Source organism: Kineosporia corallincola, from assembly GCF_018499875.1.
Taxonomy (GTDB): Bacteria; Actinomycetota; Actinomycetes; order Actinomycetales; family Kineosporiaceae; genus Kineosporia; species Kineosporia corallincola.
On the sequence record NZ_JAHBAY010000005.1, the window covers coordinates 351,691 to 374,172 of the forward strand.

The following is a 22,482-nucleotide window of genomic DNA, read 5'->3' on the forward strand; positions in this document are numbered from 1 at the left end:
GTCCCGCCATCGGCGAGGTCCCCGCTCGTTCAGGACGACGCGGCCCGCAGCGAACGCTGGTAGCGGCCCGGGCTCTGACCCACCAGCGTGGTGAACGCCTCGATGAACGCGCTCGGGTTGGCCCAACCGCAGGCGGCCGCCACGCCGGTGACCGGAACACCGTCGGTGAGCAGCAGCAACGCCCGGTGGATGCGCAGCTGGGTGCGCCACTGCCGGAACCCCATCCCGGTCTCCTGCACGAACAGCCGGCTCAGCGTGCGCTCGCTGGCCCCGGCCCGGCGGCCCAGCTGCCCGAGGGTGGCCGGGCCGGACAGGTCCTGCTCGACCAGCCGGGTGACCGCCAGCAGCCGGTCGTCGCGCGGCTGCGGCAGGTGCAGCGGCTGCTCGGGGGCGGCGGTGAGGTCGTCGATGATCACCCGTCGCAGCCGTTGCCGGGCTGCGGCGTCGCGCTCGGCCGGGCCGGTCAGCGCCAGCGTGGCCTCCCGGGCCAGCGGCGTGACCGCCAGCACCGCCGGGTGCGGCGGCAGCAGGCCGGCCAGCTCCGGCGGCATGATCACCAGCCGCATGTCGGTCACGCCGTGCGCCCGGTGGTGGTGCTCGAAACCGCCCGGCACCCAGACCGCCCGGTTGGGCGGGGCGATCCACGAGCCCTCGGCGGTGAGCAGGGCCAGCACGCCGGTGGCCGGGTAGACCAGGTGGCCGTGATCGTGCGAGTGCCCGGGGGTGCGCTCGTCGTGCCCGAGCAGATGGGCCTGCTCCGGGTTGTTCCAGTCCTGGCGGGATTCGGGCATCGCCCGTCAGTCTACCGGTGGCGCGCCGCGGGGTGGCCGGGTGGGATGGACTGGTGACCGCTCCACACCGGGCCCCCGCCCCGCCCGAGACCAACGCCCCGCCGAAGCTGCTGCTCGGCGCCGGCCTGCTGCTGATCGGCCTGAACCTGCGCATCGGCGTGGCCTCGGTCGGGCCGGTGCTCACCGAGATCCGCGACGGCCTCGGCCTGCCCGACACCGCCGCCAGCCTGCTCACCACCATCCCGGTGGTGGCGTTCGGCGCCTTCGCCTTCCTCACCCCGCCGCTGAGCCGGCGGATCGGCATGCAGCGCCTGCTCGGCGCCTCGATGGCGGCGCTGGCGGTGGGCATGCTGATCCGGCTCGCCCCCGGCCTGCCCGCGCTGTTCGCCGGGACCGTGGTGGTCGGGGCGGCGATCGCGATCGCCAACGTGGTGATGCCCGCCGCGATCAAGCACGACTTCTCCCGCCAGGCCGGGCTGATGATGGGCCTGTACTCCACCACCCTGTTCGCCGGGGCCGCGCTGGCCTCCGGGCTGACCGCACCGCTGCTGCCGGTGGTCGGCGGCAGCTGGCGGGCCGCGCTGGCGGTGTGGGCGGTGCCCGCCGTGCTCGCCGTGCTGCTGTGGCTGCCGCAGCTGCGCCGGGGCCCGGGCGCCGGTGCCGCCGGAGGTGAGGGTGAGCCGTCGTTCCGGTCCGTGCTCACCGACCCGGTCGCGCTGGCCGTCACCGCGCACATGGGCTCGCAGAGCATGAGCTACTACGCCACGCTCACCTGGATCCCGACCCTGCTCCAGAACAGCGGCATGAGCGCGGGCGAAGCCGGCTGGATGCTGTCGTTCTCGGCGTTCCCCGGCATCGTCGGTTCGCTGGTCTCGCCCGGCCTGGCCCGCCGGGTGCGGCCGGCCTGGCTGCCGGTGCTCATCGCCGTCGCACTGATGGGCGTGGCCTACCTGGGACTGGCCGGCGACCCGAAGCCGCTGGCCTACCTGTGGATGACGCTGCTCGGGCTGGGGCAGGGCGCCTCGATCAGCCTGGCCCTCAGCTACATCGTGTGGCGCTCGCCGGACGCCCGGCACACCGGGCACGTGTCCACCATGGCCCAGGGGTGCGGTTACCTGCTGGCCGGTCTCGGGCCGGTGGGAATCGGCGCCCTGCACTCGGTCTCCGGGGGATGGACGCTGCCGCTGGCCGCTCTGGGCGGGCTGCTGGCCGTGCAGCTGGGCGCGGGCGTGGCCGCGAGCCGGGACCGGCACGTGCTGGCGGCCACCCCCCGGCCGGCCGCGGAACCGGCGTAGGACACTGGCCGGATGCTCCACACCCGTCGTGATCTGCTGCGCCTCACCCTGCTCGGCGCCACCGCCCCCGCCCTGCTGACCGCCTGCGGCGGGAGCACCGAACAGACCAACGCCGGCACCGAGGGCAGCGCCGGGCGGCTGCTGGCCAGCCAGGCCCCGCTGCCCGAGCCGTTCACGCGTCCCCTGCCGTTGCCCCGCGTGCTGGAGCCGGTGCGCAGCGAGTCCGGCACCGACTACTACGAGATCACCCAGAAGGCCGGGAAGGCCAGCATCCTCGACGGCCTGGACACCGAGGTGTGGGGCTACGACGGCACCTTCCCCGGCCCCACGATCGTGTCGCGGCGCGGGCGCCGCACCGTGGTGCGCCACACCAACGAACTGCCGGTGCCGGTGGTGGTGCATCTGCACGGCGGCCGGATCGCCGCCGACCAGGACGGCTACCCGACCGATCTGGTGAACCCGGCGCAGGGCACCGCCACCACCCACACCGGTACGGCGGGGATGGAGGGGATGGAGATGTCCGGCGAAACCGGTTCGCGCGACTACGTGTACGACCTGGACCAGCCCGCGGCCACCCTCTGGTACCACGACCACCGGATGGACTTCACCGGCCCGCAGGTCTACCGGGGCCTGGCGGGTTTCCATCTGATCGAGGACGACGAGGAGGCCGCCCTGGGCCTGCCCTCGGGCGAACGGGACGTGCCGCTGATGATCGTCGACCGCTCGTTCGCCGCCGACGGGTCGTTCCGCTACCCGTCCACCGATCCCACCCTGACCGGGACCCCCGGTGTGACAGCCGATTACATGAGCGGCGTGCTGGGTGACTGCGTCCTGGTCAACGGCGCGGCCTGGCCGGTGATGGAGGTGGAGGCCGTGCGCTACCGCTTCCGCATCCTGAACGCCGCCAACGCCCGGCGTTTCCGGCTGCGGCTGGACGGCGGGCCCTCGTTCGTCCAGATCGGCAGCGACCAGGGCCTTCTCGCGGCGCCGGTGGAGCTGGTCCGGATCGACGTGGCCCAGGGCGAGCGGTTCGACGTGGTGGTCGACTTCTCCGGGCAGGCCGCCGGCGACGAGATCACCATGGTGAACGACCGGGGCGAGGGCGGCACCGCCCAGGTGATGCGGTTCCGGGTGACCGGCACCGCGACCGACGACAGCCGGGTGCCCGAACGGCTGGCCGACCTGGAACAGCTCAGCGAGGCGGATGCCGTGGCCAGCCGGACGTTCACGTTCCGGCGCGGTGGCGCCGAGGCGCACGGGATGACGCTGTGGACCGTGAACGGCGAGGCGTTCGACCCGGACACGGTGATCGCCTCACCGAAACTCGGCACGGTGGAGCGATGGACGATCGTGGCGCAGAACAACGAGCACCCGTTCCACGTGCACCTCGGCGCCTTCCAGGTGCTCGCCAGCAGCACGGCCGGGCGCAACGACGAGGGCTGGAAAGACACCGTGAACCTCGACAACGGCGGCCGCGCCGAGATTCTCGTGCGGTTCGACGGCCACCGCGGCAAGTACGTGCTGCACTGTCACAACCTGGAGCACGAGGACATGATGATGATGGCGAACTTCGAGGTCGTCTGAGACGAAACCGGCGCCCGCCGGCGTCCATTCATTGATGGACGACGACGGGCACCGGCTCACGGTCAGTCCGTGGCGCTACCGCTGCCGCCGGGCTGGAGCGTGCCGTTCACGGTGAGCGTGTACGGCGCGTACTGCTGCACCTGCTCGGTCGGCTCGTCGTAGGCCACGATCGCCACGACCTGGTCGAAACCCTTGAGCCGGCGCAGCTTCTTACGGTCGAGGGTGACGGTGTCCTCGCCGTCGAACGCCACCTGGACCGCCTCGTGCCGCCGGCTGTCCAGGCCGACCAGGCGCAGGTTCCAGTTGTGCACCGTCACCGGGACGATCTCGGTGGTCGAGTCGAACGGCTCCAGGCTGGACCCGTCACTGACCACCGTGCCGCCGACGGTGACGTCGTCGATGAGCAGGCCACCCTCGTTGACCCCGCCGTCGCTGACGTAGCGGATGCTGATCAGCACGTCCTGCCCGGCGTAGGCCGACAGGTCGTACTCCTGCTGCTCGAACCCGGTGGTGGTGCCGTTCAGGCCGGGGCCGAGCGGTCCGTCGTCCACCGTGTTGGTCCCCGGAATCGGCGCGCTGTAGGTCTTTCCGCCGTCGGTGGAGACGCTCACATAGCCGTAGTCGTAGGTGGCCTCCGCCCCGTACTTGGCCAGGAACCTCAGCGTCGGGTCGGTGGTGGGCACCGTGACCGCGGTGACCGCGGCGGCGTCCGTGTTGTTGTCGTTGCCGGAGAACAGCACCGGGTTGCCGGGCCGGTCCGGGTCGTCGTCCACGACCGTCCACGACAACGGTACCGGGGGCAGGGTCTTCGCGCCGCTGAACTCCAGCGACTTCAGGTCCTTGCCGCGAATGTCCTTGCCGCCGGCGCGGATCGGCACGTAGTCGGCGCCGTTCGGGGCCGCGCCCGGCTCGGCGTACGACTGCGGGTTGTCCAGGTTGACCGACGACTCCAGGCTCTCACTGGTCACCCGGGACCTGGTGATGCCGGAGATCCTCGACCTGCGGGACGCGTCGAGGAAACCGTCGAGCAGGGTGGAGGACTGGAAGTCGTGCAGGACGTCGTAGACCTCGTCGTCCCCGCTCTTGCCCAGCAGGGCCTCCAGACTGGCCAGGCCCTGGAGCTCGCCGTCGTTGTGCAGGGCGGTCAGCAGGTCCAGGCCGTAACGGTCGTGCAGGAACAGCATGAACGAGAACGCCTGGCCGTAGTCGGCCAGCACCGCGTTCGGGTTGTCGCCGTCCTCGCCCCAGAGGTTGAGGGAGTTCTGTGCCCCGCCGCAGTCACGCGGGTTGGGGTTGTAGTCGGTCTCGACGGTGCCGTAACCCTGGTAGCAGATGATGTGGTTGTCGAAGCCCGCCTCGGTGACGGCCGCGGTGGTGTCGGCGTAACCGTCCAGCGCGATCGCCAGGTCGGACAGCCCCTCGTTGACCCAGGTCACCTCGTTCGGGTCGGTGTAGTAGTGCAGCAGGTGCTGCCACTCGTGGCCGAAAACGCCCTCGTAGAGCCAGGGCCGGGCCGGGCGGCTGGTGCAGGGGTCGCTGGTGGACGCGTCCTGCGGGTCGGCGGTGGTGCGGTGCGTCCAGTCGAACGCGTCGATCGTCATGGTGTTGCGGTCGAACAGCTCGGTCAGGTACGACGAGAAGAAACCGGCCGTGTAGGTCTGCACGGCCGGGAAGTCGTAGTAGTTGTCGTCGCGGACGTTGTCGACCAGGGTGACGGTCTTCTCGCCACCGCCGGTGTACACGCCACCGTTGCCGTTCTTGTCCGGCCCCAGGAGCGAGTTCGACCCGTCGCGGTCGGGCGGCGTGCTGAAGGCCGCCGTCTCGGTCGGGTACATGGTCGTGTCGAACTGCTCGACCAGCTCCGTCACCTGCGCGTCGGTGACCGTGGTGCTGCCCTCGACGGCGTTGCGGCAGTCCCCCTCGGGGAAGGCCAGATCGTTGGCGACCCACACCTCGATGTGGTCGCCCACGCCCCGCAGCGTGTAGTCCTTGCGGTAGTAGCCGGTGGTGTCGTCGGAGGCGATCCACTGCCGCACCGTGCCGACCTCCGGCGTCGGGTCGGCCGCGGCGCTCGACGTGCGCAGCTTGCTCCTGGCCGGCGCCGTGTAGGTGCTGGGTGCGGGCACCTTCTCGCCGTCGACCAGACGCGGGGCCTTCTCGCCCAGGGTGATGTCGGAGGCGGCGGCACCGCTGCGACCCGGGTCGGAGGCCGCGACGCCGGCGGTGGTGGGTAACGCCAGGCTGATGAGCGGCACCGCGAGGGTCACGGCCAGAGGTGCCGCCAGTCGTTTCCGGACCATCAAATCTCCTCGATCATGTGGGACGGAGGGTCGATGCGTGGCTGACGGCCGTCAGGTGCGGATAAGATCGACGTGGCCGTCACCCCGGACATGGACCGGTGTCCCCGGCCAGGGCTGCACTGAAGGTAGCCGAACTTCCACGAATTGTCAGGACTTGACCTCGGGCATGTCCGGAGGCCGGAAAATCGGCGACTCTGCACGTCTCACCGCGCACCCTGACCCCTGGCCTCCCGCACTTCTCAGGAGAACCCGTAACCGGGCTTGCGGCAGCGGAACTCGCCGGGCGCCACGGCCCCACCGCGCGGCCGGTCCGGAAAGGCCGTCCGGCCGCCTCCGTCGCCCGCGTGCTCACGCCGTAGCATTTCCGGCTCGCCCCTCCCCCGACGAACGGCAGCACCCGTGATCCTCCAGTCCGCCCCCACCGTCGTCATCTGGCTCGCGCTCGGAACCGCAGCACTGTGTGCGGGTTTCGCCAAGACGGCCGTGGGCGGGCTGGGCCTGTTCAGCGTCGTGCTGGCCGCGACGGTCATGCCGGCGGCCGAGTCCACGGCGGCGGTGCTCCTGCTGCTGCTCGTCGGCGACGCCTGCGCCGTGGCCCGCTACCACCGGGACGCCGACTGGAGACTGATCCGGCAGGTCGTGCCCGCCGTCCTGCCCGGGCTGCTGATCGGCGCGGTGCTGCTCGCCCACCTGCCCGACACCCTGCTGCGCCGCACCATCGGCGGAATCCTGCTGTTCATGGTGGCGCTCCAGCTGCTCCCCCTGCCGCGGATGCCCCGGGGTTCACGGAGAGCGGCGACACTGGCCGGGCTGGGGGCCGGGGCCTGCACGATGACGGCCAACGCCGCCGGGCCGGTGATGACCCTCTACCTGGTGGCGCGCGGGCTGGACAAGCGCCGGTTCCTGGGCACGTCCGCCTGGTTCTTCGCCGGGGTGAACCTGTGCAAGGTGCCCTTCGCGGCGGGCCTGGGACTGTTCGACACGACGATGGTGCTGCGCGGCCTGGCCCTCGCCCCGGTCGTGGTGCTCGGGGCACTCATCGGGGTGAAGGTGGTGAACCGGCTCGAACAGCGGGTTTTCGACCGGGTGGTGCTGGTGGCCAGCGGCGTCAGCGCGCTGGCGCTGATCCTGCTGTGACTATTACCGCGTGAACTCCAGGACGGCCCGTTCGGGCCCGCATTCGCCGGTCGATTCGCCGAATGCCTTGGGCCCGAACGGATCACGCCGGAGAAGGTGGCGTTCTACCAGCTTCTCCGGCGTGATCCTCGGACCGGTGACCAGACGATCGGTCAGGCCACGATCCGGAACGGGTTCTGGATCAGCTGGGTCAGCGTGGCCAGGAACTGCGCGGCCAGCGCACCGTCGATGATCCGGTGGTCGGCGGTCAGCGTGTAACGGATCCGCTTGCGCTCCACCACCTCACCGTCCACCAGGGCCAGCTCGGACGAGGCAGCGCCGACCGCGAGGATCGCGCCCTGCGGCGGGTTGATGATCGCGGTGAAGTGCTCCACCCCGAACATGCCCAGGTTGCTGACCGTGAACGTGCCGTCGGCCATCTCGGTCGTGCTCAGCGTGCGGTCGTTCGCCTTGGCCACCAGCGTCTTGGTGCGCGCCGAGATCGCCGACACCGAGGCCTCGTCGGCGTCGTGGATGACCGGCACCATCAGCCCGGCCGGGGCGGCGACGGCCACCCCCACGTTGATCCGGTCGTGCAGCACGGTCTGGCCACGGCCCTCCGGGGAGTAGGAGGCGTTGATGCCCGGGTGCTCCCGCAGCGCGACGGCCACGGCGCGGACGATCAGGTCGTTGACGCTGACCTTCCGGCCGGTGCCGTCGAGAGCCTTGTTGAGCTGCGCCCGCAGCGCCATCAGCGCACCGGCCTCGGCCGAGGCGGTGACGGTGAACGTCGGGATGGTGGTGGCGCTCTCGGTGAGCCGGGTGGCGATCGCCTGCCGCACGGCGTCGAAAGGCACTGCCGTGGAACGGCGTCCGTCACCAATGGCCGGGGCGGCCTGAACCTGCTGGACCGGCTGAGCCGGCTGAGCCGCCGGGGCGGCCGGGGCAGCGGTGGCACCGGAGAGCGCGGCGTCCAGGTCGGAGCGGACGATCCGCCCACCCGGACCGCTGCCGGTCACGGTGTTCAGGTCGATCCCGTTCTCGCGGGCGACCTTTCGCACCAGCGGCGTGGCGGCGCGGCGCTCGCCGTCGTTGGTGACGGGTGCGGCCGGGGCGACGACGGGAGCGGCGGCCGGCGCGGGCGTCTCGGCGACGGCGGGGGCCGCAGCGGCGGCGGGGGCCGCCGGGGCGTCACCCGTCCCGTTGTCGAGACGCGCGATCGGCGTTCCGATGGCGACGTTCTCGCCCTCGGCGACGAGGATCTCGGCGAGCGTCCCGGCCTCGTAGGCCTCCTGCTCCATGATGGCCTTGTCGGTCTCGATCTCGACCAGCAGGTCACCGGCGGCCACGGCCTCGCCGGGCTTCTTGTGCCACGCCGAGACGGTTCCCTCGGTCATCGTGTCCGAGAGGCGGGGCATGAGGATGTCGATCATGGTGCGGTCCTCTCAGCGACGCCGGGCTACGGCGTCGAGGGTTTCACGGATGGCGTTGGCCGCGTCGTCGGCCGAGGGCAGGGCGGCGGTCTCCAGGGACTTGGCGTAGGGCAGCGGGACCTCGGCCATCGCGACGCGGCGCACGGGCGCGTCGAGGTAGTCGAAGGCACCGTCGGAGATCGTCGCGGCGATCTCCGCGCCGATCCCGTAGGTGAGCCAGTCGTCTTCGAGAACCACGGCGCAGTTGGTCTTCTTGACCGACTCGACCACCGTGTCCCGGTCCAGCGGGCGCAGGCTGCGCAGGTCCACGACCTCCACGTCGATGCCGTCCTCGGCCGCCAGTTTCTCGGCGACCTGGAGCGCGACGGCGGCCATCCGCGAGTAGGCCACGACGGTGATGTCCTTGCCCTCGCGGGTGACGGCGGCCTTGCCGATCTCGGCCGGCTCGTCGTGGTCGGGCACCTCACCGGTGGTGTTGTAGAGGGCGAGGTTCTCCAGCACGAGAACCGGGTCGTCGTCACGGATGGCGGCGAGCATCAGGGCCTTGGCGTCGGCCGGGCTGGAGGGCGCGACCACCTTCATGCCGGGCACGAAGGCGTAGAACAGCTCGATGTTCTGCGAGTGCGTGGCGCCCAGCTGCTGGCCACCGCCGCCGGGGGTCCGGATGACCAGCGGCACGCGGGCCTGGCCACCGAACATGCCGTAGATCTTGGCGGCGTGGTTGATGATCTGGTCGATGGCGATGAGCGAGAAGTTGATCGTCATCAGCTCGACCACGGGGCGCAGGCCGAGCATGGCCGCACCGACGGCGGCGCCGGCGAAGCCCTCCTCGGCGATCGGGGTGTCACGCACCCGCTTCTCGCCGAACTCCTCCAGCATGCCGGCGGTGATCTTGTACGAGCCCTCGAAGAGCCCGATCTCCTCGCCGATCAGGAAGACGTTCTCGTCGCGCAGCATCTCGCCGCGCAGCGCGTCGTGCAGGGCCTGGCGGTAACTGATGACGCTCATGCCGAGACCCCCGTGCTGCTCGGGCGCGGCGCGGCGGGGTACAGGGCCTGGCCCGGCAGGCGGCGCGAGTCGTTCGCCACGGGCGTGGCGTACGTGTAGTCGAACAAGGTCTTGACCTCCGGGTGCGGGCTGGCGTCGGCGAACGCGGCCGCGGCCTGCACCTGGGCCACCGCCTCGGCGTCGATCTGCGCGACGAGCTCGTCGCTGAGCACACCGGCCTCGGTGAGGCGGGCGGCGTAGGCGGCGACCGGGTCACCGGCGCGGGCGGCCTCGGTGGCCTCCTTGCTGCGGTACTTGGCCGGGTCGACGACCGAGTGGCCCTTCATCCGGCCGGAGACGGTCTCGAGCAGGTAGGGCTTGCCCTCGCGGGCGCTGGCCAGCGCGACCTGAGTGGCTTCGTGCACGGCCTCGGGGTCGTTGCCGTCGACGCGGGCCGACGCCATCCGGTAGGAGGAGGCGCGCTTGTACAGCTCGGGCTCGGCCGAGGACTTGTCCACGGTGGTGCCCATGCCCAGGCCGTTGTTGATGACGACGTAGACGATCGGCAGGTTCCACAGGGCCGCGATGTTGAGCGACTCGTGGAAGGCGCCGATGTTGGTGGTGCCGTCACCCATCTGGCAGATCACGGCCTCGGATCCGCCGCGGTAGTTGATGGCGAGCGCGGCGCCGGTCGCGAGCGGCACCTGTCCGCCGACGATGCCGTAGCCGCCCATGAAGCGGGACTCGATGTCGAACATGTGCATCGAGCCGCCCCAGCCGCGCGAGACGCCGTCGCTGCGGCCGTAGAGCTCGGCCATGACGCGTTCGGGGGCGATGCCGCGGGCGATGGCGTAGCCGTGCTCGCGGTAGTTGGTGAAGATGTAGTCGTCGTCCTGCATGGCGGCCATGAGACCCGCGACGGTGCCTTCCTCGCCCAGGTTCAGGTGGCAGTACCCGCCGATCTTCGCCTCGGTGTAAGCGCGGGCCGCGCGCTCCTCGAAGCGACGCACCAGCACCATCTGCCGATAGAACGCGAGTTGCTGTTCTGGCGTGTGAGCACCGGGTTTGGTCTTCCGGGGCATGGGATCTCCTTTGTGCCCAGATCTGGCGTGGCCGGGCTGGTCCACGCCGTGCGGATCGCTGCCGAGGGTGTTCGGGTGCGGCGACCCCTTAATGAACCGAAGTTCGTTTCATTATAGGATCGCGGTGATCATAGGGCCGTTGAGGGGGTGCTCATGACGGACCGCGGTGGATCAGCACCCCGCAAGCGTGGCCGGCCGACGGCGGCGGAGCGCGCCCGGCGTCGCGACGACATCCTGGACGCGGCTGTGCGCCTGCTCGTCGAGGGTGGGTACAACCAGGTGACGCTCGACGACATCGTGGCCGAGGCCCGCGTCACCAAGCGCACCATCTACGGCTACTTCGGCGACCGCACGGAGATCTTCCTGGCCGCCGTCGAGCGGTTGCGCCGGCGCACGCTGGAGCAGCCGACCACGGAGGGCAGCCTGGAAGAACTGGCCATCAACATCGTGGTCACGGCGCACTCGGACCAGTCGGTCGGGCTGCACCGGCTGATGATCATCGAGTCGCACAGCTTTCCCGAGCTGGCCCAGCGGTTCTACCGCGAGGGACCGATGGGGTACATCCAGGCGATCGAGGCCCGCATGCCCCGTCCCGACCGGGAGCGGGCGACATCCCTGTTCACACTCCTGCTCGGCGAGGCGCACCGGCAGCGGCTGCTGGGACTCAAGCGGGCGCCGAGCCGGGACGAGGCGGTCGCCCACGCGCGCAGGGCCATGGACCATCTGGGGCTGCGTTAGCTGCCGTGGAACCGGCCAGGCCGACTGCGGGCGGAGGGCGATCCCATCACCACGCTCCACCGGTTCCGGGCTCAGGGAGTGTGGTGGTCACCATCGACTCCACCCGCGACCGGCTCAGCTCGAGACGCGCGAAGACCCAGACGTGCAGCGGGTTCTCACGCTCGCCGTTCTGAAGAGACCGAAAGGCCAACGGCAAAGCCGGAGGCCATGGCCAACGCCCGGCCTCCGGCTCACTGCTCCCGGTTTACCCCCGCGACCTACCCCGCGACCCGAATCACCTGACGTCCGGATCCGACGGCTCGCGATCGATCAGCGTGGTCAGCATGCCCACGATCATCTGCTGGCCTTCGCGGATCTCATCGAGTTGCCTCGTGTGCTCGTTCAGCAAGGCCGTGTGGTCGTTCAGCAAGGCCGTGTGCTCGGCCTGCCGTTCCTGGACCGCCTGAAGCATGGCGGTGTGCGATTTGACCGTCACCGTCAGGTCGGCCAGGTCGCGGTCGCGACTGGCCGCCAGGCCGGCTTCCAGTGCTACTCGCTCTTCCAGGCGATCGGTACGTTCCTCCACAACCGTCACCCGTTCTTCCAGACTCGCCGTCACTGCATTCCACCCGTTTCCGCCGCAACAACTTACCCGGACGGCACCCGGACACGGAGCCCAGGCCCGCCGTCGTCCATCCTCGTCGACGCCCGACCGAAGACCACCCTGCCAGGCAATTCGGCAAAAAAACAAACGCCGGTATTCCGGCCGAAGGGGGTAACGACGTTCCCTCCATGCCGGGGCGGGCCGGGTCTAGCGTGGAGGTCATGAACCCCACGCTCACTCTGAACAACGGTGTGACCATGCCGGCGATCGGCCTCGGCGTGTTCCAGAGCGAACCGGCCGAGACCTCGCAGGCCGTGCGCACGGCTCTGGAGACCGGCTACCGCCACATCGACACGGCCGCCGCCTACGGCAACGAGCGCCAGGTCGGTGAGGGCATCGCGGCCTCCGGGGTGGACCGGTCGGAGATCTTCGTCGAGACCAAGATCTGGGTCAGCGACTACGGTTTCGACCAGACGCTGCACGCCTTCGACAAGGCCACCGGCAAGCTCGGCCTCGAGCAGATCGACCTGCTCATCCTGCACCAGCCGGCCACCGACCGGTTCCCGGCCACGGTCGAGTCCTACCGGGCGCTGGAGAAGCTGCTCGCGCAGGGGCGGGTGCGCGCCATCGGGGTCAGCAACTTCACCCCGCGCCACCTGACCGACCTGTTCGCCGCCACCGAGGTGGTGCCCGCCGTCAACCAGGTCGAGCTGCACCCGTACTTCGCGCAGCCGGAGCTCCAGGCGTTCCACGCCGAGCACGGCATCCTCACCCAGGCCTGGTCGCCGATCGGCGGCATCACCTTCTACCCCGGCTGGGGCGAGGAGCGGGTCAGCGTGATGGACGACGAGACGATCGCGGCCGTCGCCAAGGAGCACGACCGCTCCCCCGCCCAGGTGATGCTGCGCTGGCACCTCCAGCAGGGCCGCTCGGCCATCCCGAAGTCGACCAACCCCGAGCGCATCGCGCAGAACTTCGCGGTGTTCGACTTCGAGCTCAGCGCCGGGGAACTGGCCCGCATCGACGCCCTCGACCGGGGTGTGCGCAGCGGGCCCGACCCCGACGTGCCGCGGCCCGAGCGGTTCGCGATGGTGATCCCCGAGGCCTGATCCGCCGGGCAGCCTCGAAAACCGAAAATTGACGGACGACGCGGGGCCCGCCGGCCCGGCGTCGTCCGTCATTGTTCCCCAGGACCTTTCGAGGCCCGGGAGCGAACCACCAGGACGGACGTCACGACGGCGACCAGCACGCCCGCGCCGCACACCAGGAGGGTGACGCTCACTGGATCCGGCCCCCGGGACGCCAGGTTGACCACCGCCGAGGTGGACGACAGGCCGACGGCGAAACTGCCGAGGACGGCGGACGGCCAGGCGGGAAACCGGTTCTCGCGTGGCCCCGCCGCCCTTCCGGCGAAAAGTCACACCGCCCAATGGGTCTCGCGCAACTGGACCAGGGCGGGCCTGACCGACCGGGCGGATGCACACGCCCGAGGCGGTGACGCTGGACGTTCCGGGCCGGTCGGCCGCCTCGTCCCGTACTTCACGAAGGGGCACGAAACGGGTGTTGCACGGCTCACTGCTCGTGACGCATGATCATTGATTGTCGACGACGTCGTCGGCCGTCAAGGGGACATGGATGTGGTGATGGCTGTGCTGGGGGCAAGCAGGGCGGGCGGCGGACGGGCACCTGATTGCAGTGCCCCACGGGGATGTTCGCCGAGAAGGGCCCGACTGGTCGCGGCCCTGCTCGCGCTGGCCGCCCTGGTCACCGCAGGCTGCACCGACCGCGGCGCGGACGAACCCACCTCCGACGGCGGGCCGATGCGGCTGAACGTCGGCCGCACCGGCGACTCGGTGGCGCTCTTCCCGCTGTTCGTGGCCGAGCAGGAGGGCTATTTCGAGGACGAGGGCCTCACCCTGGGCGAGCGCCCGCAGCTGGACACCGGCACCGAACTGGCCGCCGCCCTGCAATCGGGCAGCATCGACGTGGCGGCCGGGGTGATGACCGACGCCTTCAACCAGTTCCGGATCGACGGCGGCACCAAGCTGATCGGCTCACTCACCGACGAGTTCTACGTGGACGTCGTGGCGGGCGACTCGATTGCCGCCACCGTGGACGGCAAACCGCTGGCCGATCGGGTGAAGGCGTTGCGGGGCAAGAAGATTGGCATCACCGGACCGGACAGCAGCACCGAAGGGCTCATCGTCTACCTGTTCCGGCAGCAGGGCCTCGACCCCGCCACCGACGTCACCACGGTGAACCTGGGCTCCGACGCCTCCGCCGCCCTCGAGGCGCTGAAGTCCGGCCGGGTGGACGCACTGTCGTACTACCAGCCGGCCGGGCAGCAGGCCGAGGTCACCGGGGTGGGGCGCGTCCTCATCTCCCCCGCCCACGGCGACGTGCCGCCCATGCAGAACCAGACCCACGGCGCCGTCTTCACCACCCAGGAAGACCTGGACGCCAAACCCGCTGCGGTGAAGGCGTTCCTGCGGGCGATCGCCCGGGCGGAGAAGACGATCAACGACGAGGACCGGGCCCGGGTCACCGGGCTGTTCGAGAAGTACCAGGGCACGCTGGACCCCGAGGTGGTCGAGACCCTGATCCCGACTCTTCAGCTCGACATCCCCGACGACCCGTCGCCGCGCACCGACGGCTACGACGCGTCCGTGGCCTTCCACCAGGACAGTGGAATGATCGAGGCCGCACCGGCATACGACTCCCTGGTGCCCACCGCGTTCATCATCGACGCCCTGAGCAGCCGCTGAAAGTGTCCTTCGAACAATCCTTCTCAGCCGAAACAGACCCGGTTGCGGCCACCCGACTTGGCCGCGTACAGCCGTTGGTCGGCGCGCGCGAGCAGACTGTCGTAGGTGTCGCCGGGCAGCCGGGCCACCAGCCCCGCGCTGAGGGTGATGCCGCGGCCCGGGGTGAGCGTGCTCCAGTCGTGCTCCTGCACCGTGCGGCGCACGTCCTCGACGATGTCGTGGGCCTGGCCGCGGTCGTCCGTGACCAGCACGAGCAGCAGCTCCTCACCACCGAAACGCGCCGCGAACGAACCGGTCTCGCCGGCCGGGGTGGCGGCCTCCAGCAGCCGGGCCACGGCCTGGAGCACCCGGTCGCCGGCCTCGTGCGAGTAGCGGTCGTTGACCGACTTGAAGTGGTCAAGGTCGAGCAGGGCGATGCTCAGGCAGCCACCCGGCTGGGGCAGGCCGCCGGCCAGCAGCTCGCCCAGGCGCTCCTGCACGTAGAGCCGGTTGCGCAGGCCGGTCAGCGGGTCCCGCCGGGCCTCCTCGCGGTAGCGGGCGGCCTCCTGCCGGGCGGTCACGGTCTCGAAGAGCGTCTGGCGGATGCGGGCCTGGGCCTCGCGCTGGCGGGAGAGCAGTTCCCGGTCGGCCACGCAGAAGGCCTTGAGCATCTCGTAGGCCGCCCGGTGGTCGCCGAGCGCGGCGCGCACCTCCGCCTCCTCGCGCAGGATCTCGTTCTTGACCCGGGCATAGCCCTGTTCGGTGCAGGCCCTGCGGGCCTGCTCGAGGGTGGCCGAGGCGGCCTCCAGCCGGCCCAGGGCCCGTTCGGCCACGGCCAGGGTGAGCAGGTAGTAGGGCAGGCCGTCGGCGGTGCGGAAGTCGACGTGCTCGGTGGCGCGCACCGCCTGGCGGGCCAGGTCGGCCGCGAGCGCCGGGTCGCCGGCCAGCAGGTGGATGCGGGCCACGGTGTCGAGGCTGGCGGCGTTCAGCGGCTGGCCGTAGCGGGCGCTGAGGGCGGCCAGCTGCCGGGCGCCGGCCAGCGCGGCGTCGACCAGCCCGTCTTCGAGCGCGGTGTAGGCCCGGTTGTTGGCGACCAGCAGGTGCATCTGGGCGTCGCCGACCGCGAGCGCCTCGGCCCGGGAGTACCACAGCAGCGCGTCGTCGGCGGCGCCGAGGTCGTGCAGCAGGTCGGCGGCCTTGTTCAGCACCCGCACCCGCAGCGCGCGGGGAACCTCGTCGGTGAAGGCCGTGACGGCGTCCATGGTGTGGTGCAGGGCGGTGGACTCGTCGGCCAGGTCGTTGTAGACGAATGACTTGAGCAGGGACGCCCGCACCTGGTTCTCGCCGGACAGCGGGGCGGTGGGGTCGCAAGCCCGGTTGATCAGGGCGACGGCGGCGGCCAGCTCGCCGGTGCGCTGGCAGGCCTCGGCCCGGCAGAGCAGGGCGCCCGCCACCGTCTCCCGCTGGCCGGCGCTCTCGGCGCGGTGCTGGAGGTCGGCGGCCAGGCGCCCGGCCGTGGCGGGCTCGGAGGTGACCAGGTGGTGCAGGCCCTCCAGCTCCGCCCGCAGGTCGATGACCAGGGCGAGCGGGTCGTGGGCAGGCTCCACGGCTCACCTCTCCCCCGGCGGTTCCGGCAACGACCCGACATCAGCGGCAATGCGCGTTTCGCACCCCTGCTGCACAGTGTCGCAGCCGGGCGCCCGGAAAGGACGCATCCGCTACTTCTTGCGTTTCCAGGTGCCAATGAGCAGTGGGGGAAGCAGGGGCCGGTCCGGGTGGGCGTCCGCCTCCTGCGCGACCCGGGCCAGCACGGCCTCCGCCCGCGCCGGGTCGACGGCACCCCGGGCCACGGCGGCGGGCAGCACGCCGCGCACCACTCCCTCGAGCATCGCCCGGCCCGGGCCGAGGGCCGACAGGGTGCCGGCGATGTCGCTGCCGTCCGGTGCGCCGATGCCGGCCTCGGCGAACAGCGAGCCCAGCTTGGCGCCGGTGCGGATGTCGCAGCCGATGGCGCCGAACGCGTCGGCCAGCAGGGCGTTCACGTCGTCGGAGGCGGGTGACGGCGGCACCGATCCGACCACGCCCAGGTCGTAGTCCTGCACCAGCAGGTAGCCGCCGGGTGCCACCGCGTCCCACAGCCGGGCCAGCACCTGCGCGCGGTGCGGCAGGTGGAACAGCAGCAGCCGGGCGAAGACCAGGTCGTAGGGGCCGTCCGGGATCGGCTCGGCGCCGATCTCGTAGCTGCGCACCCGGCACTGGGTGTGGCCGAGCCCGTGCAGCATGTCCTGCGCCGACGCGCCGAGGGCGGCGTCGGAGTCCAGGCCGGTCACGCTGCCCGAGGGCCCGACCCGCTCGGCCATCAGGCGCATCGCCTCGCCCGGCCCGCAGCCGGCGTCGAGGCACGAGGCCCCCTCGGCGAGGCCGAGCCGGCCGAGCAGGCGCCCGGTCGCGTCCTCCCAGATCCGGGCCTGGGCCCGCAGGCGCTCGTACTCCTCGGGGGTGCGGCGCATTCCGTAGTTCTCCGGCATGCGCCGATCCTGGGACATACCGGTCTGCGGGCACAAGCGGCGCCCCTACCCCAGGGGTCGTGTCACTCTCCGGTCTCCGCGCGGATGGCCGCCAGCAGCTCCTCCACCTGCGCGTCGGTGAAGCTGATCCGGAAGCGCCGTTCCAGCGTGGCGACGATGCCGAAGAAGGAGTCCCGGCTGTAGTCCAGCATCCGGTCCATCTCCTCCGGGCTGTGCCCGAGGGTCCTGGCCAGGAACCCGGCGGTGGCGCGGCGGGCGGGCGGGTTGTCGAGGATGAACACCGGCTGGGTGTCACGCCGCACCGGGCGGTGCCGCGAGACCGTGCTCGTGGTCGTGACCGTCACGCTGGAGACCAGGTCGCGGCTGGAGCGGGCGGCGTGCAGGCGCACCTCCTCGTCGTCCAGAACCCAGGCCTGGCGCGAGGTGTCCCAGAATCTCAGGTCCTCGGCGGGCACCGGGATGCGGACCTCACCCGTCTGCCCCGGCTCCAGCTCGATCCCGGCGAAGGCCACCAGCTCGCGGGGTGCGCGCCGCACCCGCGGGTCCAGGTGCTCGGCGTAGATCTGCACGGTCTCGCGACCGCGGCGGGCACCCGTGTTCGTCACCGGCACCACCAGCTCGATCACGTCGTCCGGGCCCACGACGGTGGACGACGAGGAGACCGGGCCGAGCTCGAACGTGGTGTAGCCGAGGCCGAATCCGAAGCAGAACAAGGGGTTCCGGGCGAGGGCGTCGTAGGAGCGGTAGCCGATGTGGATGCCCTCGGAGTAGACGTGCCGGCCGTGCTCGCCCGGATAGGTCAGCCAGCCCGGGATGTCTTCGATGCGGGCCGGGAAGGTGGTGGTCAGCCGGCCGGACGGCTCGGCCGCACCGGTGAGCAGATCGGCCACGGCACGCCCGGCGCCCTGACCGGCCAGGAACGTCGCGACCACCGCGGACACCTCGTCCAGCCAGGGCATCACGACCGCGTCCGGGCTGGCGACCAGCACCACCACCTGCGGGCAGACCGCGGCCAGCGCGCTCACCAGCTCGTCGTGGCCGTCGGACAGGTCCAGCGTGGTGCGGTCGGTGCCCTCGCCGTCGTAGGCCACGTCGGTGTGCACGAACACGATCGCCACGTCGGTGCCCCGGGCGGCCTCGACCGCCTCCGCCAGCAGCCGCTCACGCAGCACCGGGTCGGTGGAAGTGCCCTGCACCTGCACGATCTCGGTGTCCTGGCCGAACGCCGCGCGCAGCTCCACGATCGGGACGTCGACCTGGGTGGGCGCGGTGGTGGCGCAGCCCGAGCCCTGGATGATCGGGTCGTCACCCGCCCCCTCGCCGGCCACCAGGATGCGGCGCGGGGCCGCCGGGTCGAGCGGCAGCACGCCGCCGTCGTTCTTCAGCAGCACCATCGACCGCGCGGCCATCTCCTGGGCCAGCCGGTGGTGGGCGGCCCGGTCGAACGACGTGGGGCGGGTGGCCCGGGCCGCGACCGCACGGTGCACGAACTCCAGCACCCGGCGGCAGGCGGTGTCGAGAACCTCTGCCGTCAGGCGTCCTTCGGCGATCGCGCGGCGCAGGGCGGCCTTGCGGCTGGGGCTCTCGGGCATGTCCAGGTCGTTACCGGCCTCCAGCGAGGCGGGCCGGTCCTTGATGCCGTGCCAGTCCGACACCACGGTGCCGCGGTACCCCCAGTCGTCGCGCAGCACCTCGGTGAGCAGCCACGGGTCCTGTGACGCCTGGACGCCGTTGAGCCGGTTGTACGAGCTCATGATCGTCCACGGGTCGCTCCGCCTCACGACCTTCTCGAACGCCCTGAGGTAGCCCTCCCGCAGCGCGCGCTCCTCCACCACCGAGTCCATCGTGGTGCGCTCGACCTCGCAGTTGTTGGCCGCGAAGTGCTTCAGCGAGGCGCCGACGCCGTTCTCCTGGAGGCCCTCCACCACGGCGGCGGCGATCTCCGCCGTCACCACCGGGTCTTCCGAGTAGTACTCGTAGCTGCGCCCGCCCAGCGGCGTGCGGCGCAGGTTGATGCCCGGGCCCAGCAGCATGTCGACGCCCAGCTCACCGCACTCGGCGGCCAGCGCCTCACCCAGCCGGCGGGCCAGGGCGGGGTCCCACGAGCAGGCCATCGCGGCGCCGGTCGGGAAGCAGGTGGCCGGCTTGGTCTCGCCCCAGGCGGTGGAGACGCCGTTGGCGCGGCGGTTGACCACGGACAGGAAGTCGTCGAGGTCGAAGCCGCCCTTCTCGTCGCCGTCGATCTGCGGCACCGAGTAGCGCACTCCGTAGGTGCCGTCGGTCATCACCGTGGCCGGCACGCCCAGGCGCTCCACGCCGGCGGTCTTCCACATGCCGTATCCGGAGAGCAGATCGACCTTCTCGTCGTCGGTCAGCCGCCGCAGCACATCCTCGACATCGAAAAGATCACTGCTGGACGCGTTCTTGCTCACGGTGGCTCCTGACGTCGACGGACTCGTGCACAGTCTGCGCAGGACCTTCGTCATCGTTCAAATCGCTGAAGCGGGTGAAGAACATCACCATCGCAGATGTGCAATCTCAGCGAAACGCGCTGGAAACACAAGGCTCCAGAAAAGTGATGGCTCAGGACGCCGAGCGGTACTCGTCGGCCAGCGCCGTGGCCACCACCCGTACCGCGTCGGCCACGGCCCGCACCCGGGCCGTGGAACGCACCGACCGCAGCGTGGCCACCACCAGGGGCAGGCCGGGCGCCTCGTCGGCGATCGGGCGGGTCACCACGGACCGGCCGTCGTAGGTGGAGTCGTGCCGGGGACGCTGGTTGAGGATGGAGTAGCCGTACCCCTTGGCGACGAGGGAGCGCACCGTCTCGTAGCCGTAGGAGCGGTGCCGCACGACCGGTTCCACCCCCGCGGCACGCATCACGTCGAGGAAGTACTCACGGCTGTGCGGCAGGTCGAGCAGGATCAGCTGGTCGTGGGCGAGCTCGCGCAGCGGCACCTGGCGACGTGAGGCCAGCCGGTGCCCGGCGGGCAGCACCACGTGCGGCGAGACGGTGGCGACGACCTCGCGGCGCATCTCGTCACCGAAGCCGAAGTCGTAGCTGACAGCCATCTCCGCGCGTCCCGAGCGCAGCGCCTCCCGGGCCTCGTCGGCGTCCACCTCGACCACGTCCACCTCCAGGTGCGGGTGGCGCTCGGCGATCAGCGTCATCATGTCGGCCAGCAGGAACGGCGCCAGGGTGACGAAGAAGGCGATCCGGATGGTGCCGCGCACCTGCTCGTCCATGCCGCGGGCGGAGTCGAGCGCCTCGTCGAGACTGCCGAGCACGGCCCGGGCATCGCCCAGCAGCTGCCGCCCGGCCGGGGTCAGGGCCAGGCCCTTGGACCGCATCCGGATGAAAAGCTGCGCTCCGACCTGGTTCTCCAGCTGCGCCACCGCGGAGGACACGGCGGACTGGGCAACCAGGAGGTTGGTGGCGGCCTGGGTCATGCTCAGGCAGGTGGCCGCCTCGACGAAGTAGCGCAGCTGCGCCAGCGTGATGTCCGCCTTGCGGGCCATGGGTCTCCACTCCGAGGCAGGGGGCGGGCCATCCGGCCCGCGCGGTCAGACCGGAAGACCACATCTGGATTTCCGATCCGCCCCGGCACTGTCGCCGATTCACCCGTCGTTCGTCAAAGACGGCTCCACCTGCGGCAATCCCTTCAGGTTTCGGCCATGTTTCCCAACCGTTAGCGGCGTGCTTCATCAGAAGAACAGATGTCCTTCCCCACTGAATCCAGTTTTTACTCAGCAAGAATCCGCTCTTACGCTGATGCCCGGCCCGACGAAGTACCCCTGCCCCACGGCCGTCCGGCCCTACTGCCCATCGACGATCGCGACCGGCTCCCCCGGTGACGCGATCCCTGCGCGGAGGTCCCCCATGCGCTTTCCCCGACGTCGCACCACCACGGTCACCGGCGCGGTGTTCGCCGCCGTGTCGCTGACGCTGGCCGGCTGCGCCGACACCGGCAGCTCCACCACCGGTTCCGCCGCCTCCGGCACCGATCTGCCCGCCGACTACCTGAGCGCGGCGAAGACCTTCTCCGAGGCGCTGAACACCGGCGGCGAGAAGCTCGGCGGCACCGTGACCGTCGTCGGCACCCTGAGCGGGGCTGAGAAGGAGCGCCTGCTCTCGACCTTCGCGCCGTTCGAGGAGGCCACCGGGATCAAGGTCGACTACACCGGCACCGAGGACTACGCCACGGTCGTGCAGTCCGGCGTGGACTCCGGCAACCCGGTCGACGTGATGACCGTGACCAGCCTGGCGATGGTCAAGCAGTACGCCGAGTCCGGCGACCTGAAGGACGTCGGCGAGATCGTCGGCGAGGACACGCTGAAGAAGAACTTCGGCCAGGGCCTGATCGACGCCGCCAGCGTGGACGACAAGACCTACGGCATCTACATGTCGATGGACAACTTCATGGTCTGGTACAACCCGGACACCTACGACGGCCCGACCGACGGCACCTGGGACGACCTGACGAAGTGGACCGACGAGCAGGCCTCCTCCGGCACCGCTCCCTGGTGCCTGGGCCTGAGCGCGGGCGCCAGCACCGGCTGGCCGGGCGCCTTCATGGTGCTCAACCAGCTGGTCAAGTCGGCCGGCCCGGACGTCGCGAACGGCCTGGCCACCGGTGAGACCAAGTGGACCGACCCGGAGGTCAAGGCCGCCTTCCAGACCGTCGGCGACCTGATCCAGAAGGACGGCTCGGTCTACGGCGGCGCCTCCGCCGCCCTGTCCACCGAGCAGGGCGCGGCCGGCAACGGCATGTACACCGACCCGCAGCAGTGCTCGCTGTTCGAGTGGGGCACCTACGGCGCCGCCACCCTGATCGCCGGCAACTCCGAGGTCAAGGCCGGCGAGAACCTCGACTTCATGCCGATCCCGGCGAGCAACGAGAAGTACGCCGACACCGAGGCCTACACCGGCACCGTGGTCTCCGCCTTCTCCGACCGTCCCGAGGTCAAGGCGTTCCTCAAGTACATGGCCTCCGACGAGGAGCAGACCCTGATCGCGGCCACCGGCAACTACGTGGCCCCGAACAGCAACGTGCCCACCGAGGCCTACCCGAACGAGCTGCTCAAGCGGATCTCGACGGACATGCTGAGCAAGGACCTGACGCCGCTGCCGAGCAGCACCATCGACACCAGCGTCCGCTCCACCCTGTACACCGCCTTCTCGAACTTCGTGCAGGACCCGACCACCCTGGACGCCGACCTGAAGACGATCGACGACGCCCAGGCCGCTCTCGGCTGACGAATGAGGCCGCCCCGGGCCCGATCACACCGCTGATCGGGCCC

Annotated in this window: 17 protein-coding genes; 7 read left to right on the forward strand and 10 right to left on the reverse strand. The window is 71.0% G+C overall.

The genetic code is table 11. From position 1 onward, the window contains the following. Positions 1–29 precede the first annotated feature (29 nt). Positions 30–791 carry an AraC family transcriptional regulator gene (locus KIH74_RS14390; protein ID WP_214156416.1) on the reverse strand — a complete coding sequence of 254 codons (762 nt, stop codon included), beginning with the start codon at positions 789–791 and terminating at the stop codon, positions 30–32. A gap of 53 nt (positions 792–844) precedes the next feature. Between KIH74_RS14390 and KIH74_RS14395 the strand changes: the two genes are divergently transcribed. Both KIH74_RS14395 and KIH74_RS14400 read left to right on the forward strand, forming a co-directional pair. After that, positions 845–2,086, forward strand: a complete 1,242-nt coding sequence (locus KIH74_RS14395) for a CynX/NimT family MFS transporter (protein ID WP_214156417.1) — start codon at positions 845–847, stop codon at positions 2,084–2,086. A gap of 12 nt (positions 2,087–2,098) precedes the next feature. Beyond that, positions 2,099–3,670 (forward strand): multicopper oxidase family protein, encoded by a 1,572-nt coding sequence (locus KIH74_RS14400; RefSeq protein WP_214156418.1) that lies wholly within the window; start codon positions 2,099–2,101, stop codon positions 3,668–3,670. Between the two features lie 62 nt (positions 3,671–3,732). Here KIH74_RS14400 and KIH74_RS14405 read toward each other — a convergent pair whose 3' ends face one another. Further along, complete coding sequence (locus KIH74_RS14405; RefSeq protein WP_214156419.1) at positions 3,733–5,970, reverse strand: immune inhibitor A domain-containing protein; 2,238 nt, start codon at positions 5,968–5,970, stop codon at positions 3,733–3,735. A gap of 399 nt (positions 5,971–6,369) precedes the next feature. Here KIH74_RS14405 and KIH74_RS14410 point away from each other — a divergent pair, with 399 nt between their 5' ends. Beyond that, positions 6,370–7,107, forward strand: coding sequence for a sulfite exporter TauE/SafE family protein (locus KIH74_RS14410; RefSeq protein WP_214156420.1), 738 nt, complete (start codon positions 6,370–6,372; stop codon positions 7,105–7,107). A gap of 152 nt (positions 7,108–7,259) precedes the next feature. Here the strand turns inward: KIH74_RS14410 and KIH74_RS14415 are convergent, their stop codons facing one another. From KIH74_RS14415 to pdhA, 3 genes are read right to left on the reverse strand one after another with little or no spacing between them, the layout of a single operon-like run. Continuing rightward, entirely contained in the window at positions 7,260–8,519 is a 1,260-nt protein-coding gene (locus KIH74_RS14415) for a dihydrolipoamide acetyltransferase family protein (protein ID WP_214156421.1), read from the reverse strand. Positions 8,520–8,531: 12 nt separating this feature from the next. Continuing rightward, positions 8,532–9,527 carry an alpha-ketoacid dehydrogenase subunit beta gene (locus KIH74_RS14420; protein WP_214156422.1) on the reverse strand — a complete coding sequence of 332 codons (996 nt, stop codon included), beginning with the start codon at positions 9,525–9,527 and terminating at the stop codon, positions 8,532–8,534. Further along, positions 9,524–10,588: a pyruvate dehydrogenase (acetyl-transferring) E1 component subunit alpha gene (pdhA, locus tag KIH74_RS14425; protein ID WP_214156423.1), complete on the reverse strand. Its 1,065-nt coding sequence runs from the start codon at positions 10,586–10,588 to the stop codon at positions 9,524–9,526. The genes KIH74_RS14420 and pdhA overlap by 4 nt, the downstream gene beginning before the upstream one ends. Before the next feature lie 153 nt (positions 10,589–10,741). Between pdhA and KIH74_RS14430 the strand changes: the two genes are divergently transcribed. Beyond that, positions 10,742–11,326: a TetR/AcrR family transcriptional regulator gene (locus tag KIH74_RS14430; protein WP_214156424.1), complete on the forward strand. Its 585-nt coding sequence runs from the start codon at positions 10,742–10,744 to the stop codon at positions 11,324–11,326. Positions 11,327–11,600: 274 nt separating this feature from the next. Here KIH74_RS14430 and KIH74_RS14435 read toward each other — a convergent pair whose 3' ends face one another. After that, a complete protein-coding gene (locus KIH74_RS14435; protein WP_214156425.1) occupies positions 11,601–11,924 on the reverse strand; it encodes a hypothetical protein in 324 nt (107 codons plus the stop codon). Between the two features lie 206 nt (positions 11,925–12,130). On the opposite strand from KIH74_RS14435, the gene KIH74_RS14440 reads away from it, so the two are divergent. Together KIH74_RS14440 and KIH74_RS14445 are read left to right on the forward strand one after the other, a co-directional pair. Then, positions 12,131–13,018 carry an aldo/keto reductase gene (locus KIH74_RS14440; RefSeq protein ID WP_214156426.1) on the forward strand — a complete coding sequence of 296 codons (888 nt, stop codon included), beginning with the start codon at positions 12,131–12,133 and terminating at the stop codon, positions 13,016–13,018. A gap of 534 nt (positions 13,019–13,552) precedes the next feature. Further along, positions 13,553–14,674 carry an ABC transporter substrate-binding protein gene (locus tag KIH74_RS14445; RefSeq protein WP_214156427.1) on the forward strand — a complete coding sequence of 374 codons (1,122 nt, stop codon included), beginning with the start codon at positions 13,553–13,555 and terminating at the stop codon, positions 14,672–14,674. A 23-nt stretch (positions 14,675–14,697) separates the two neighbouring features. Here KIH74_RS14445 and KIH74_RS38595 read toward each other — a convergent pair whose 3' ends face one another. The 4 genes from KIH74_RS38595 to KIH74_RS14465 form a co-directional block, all read right to left on the reverse strand. After that, positions 14,698–16,260, reverse strand: coding sequence for a GGDEF domain-containing protein (locus tag KIH74_RS38595; RefSeq protein WP_214156428.1), 1,563 nt, complete (start codon positions 16,258–16,260; stop codon positions 14,698–14,700). Positions 16,261–16,371: 111 nt separating this feature from the next. Beyond that, complete coding sequence (locus tag KIH74_RS14455; RefSeq protein ID WP_214156429.1) at positions 16,372–17,181, reverse strand: class I SAM-dependent methyltransferase; 810 nt, start codon at positions 17,179–17,181, stop codon at positions 16,372–16,374. 62 nt (positions 17,182–17,243) lie between these two features. After that, positions 17,244–19,613 carry a beta-glucosidase family protein gene (locus KIH74_RS14460; RefSeq protein ID WP_214156430.1) on the reverse strand — a complete coding sequence of 790 codons (2,370 nt, stop codon included), beginning with the start codon at positions 19,611–19,613 and terminating at the stop codon, positions 17,244–17,246. 151 nt (positions 19,614–19,764) lie between these two features. Beyond that, positions 19,765–20,700, reverse strand: a complete 936-nt coding sequence (locus tag KIH74_RS14465) for a LysR family transcriptional regulator (RefSeq protein ID WP_214156431.1) — start codon at positions 20,698–20,700, stop codon at positions 19,765–19,767. A 361-nt stretch (positions 20,701–21,061) separates the two neighbouring features. Between KIH74_RS14465 and KIH74_RS14470 the strand changes: the two genes are divergently transcribed. Beyond that, positions 21,062–22,438, forward strand: a complete 1,377-nt coding sequence (locus KIH74_RS14470) for an ABC transporter substrate-binding protein (protein ID WP_214156432.1) — start codon at positions 21,062–21,064, stop codon at positions 22,436–22,438. Positions 22,439–22,482 lie beyond the last annotated feature (44 nt).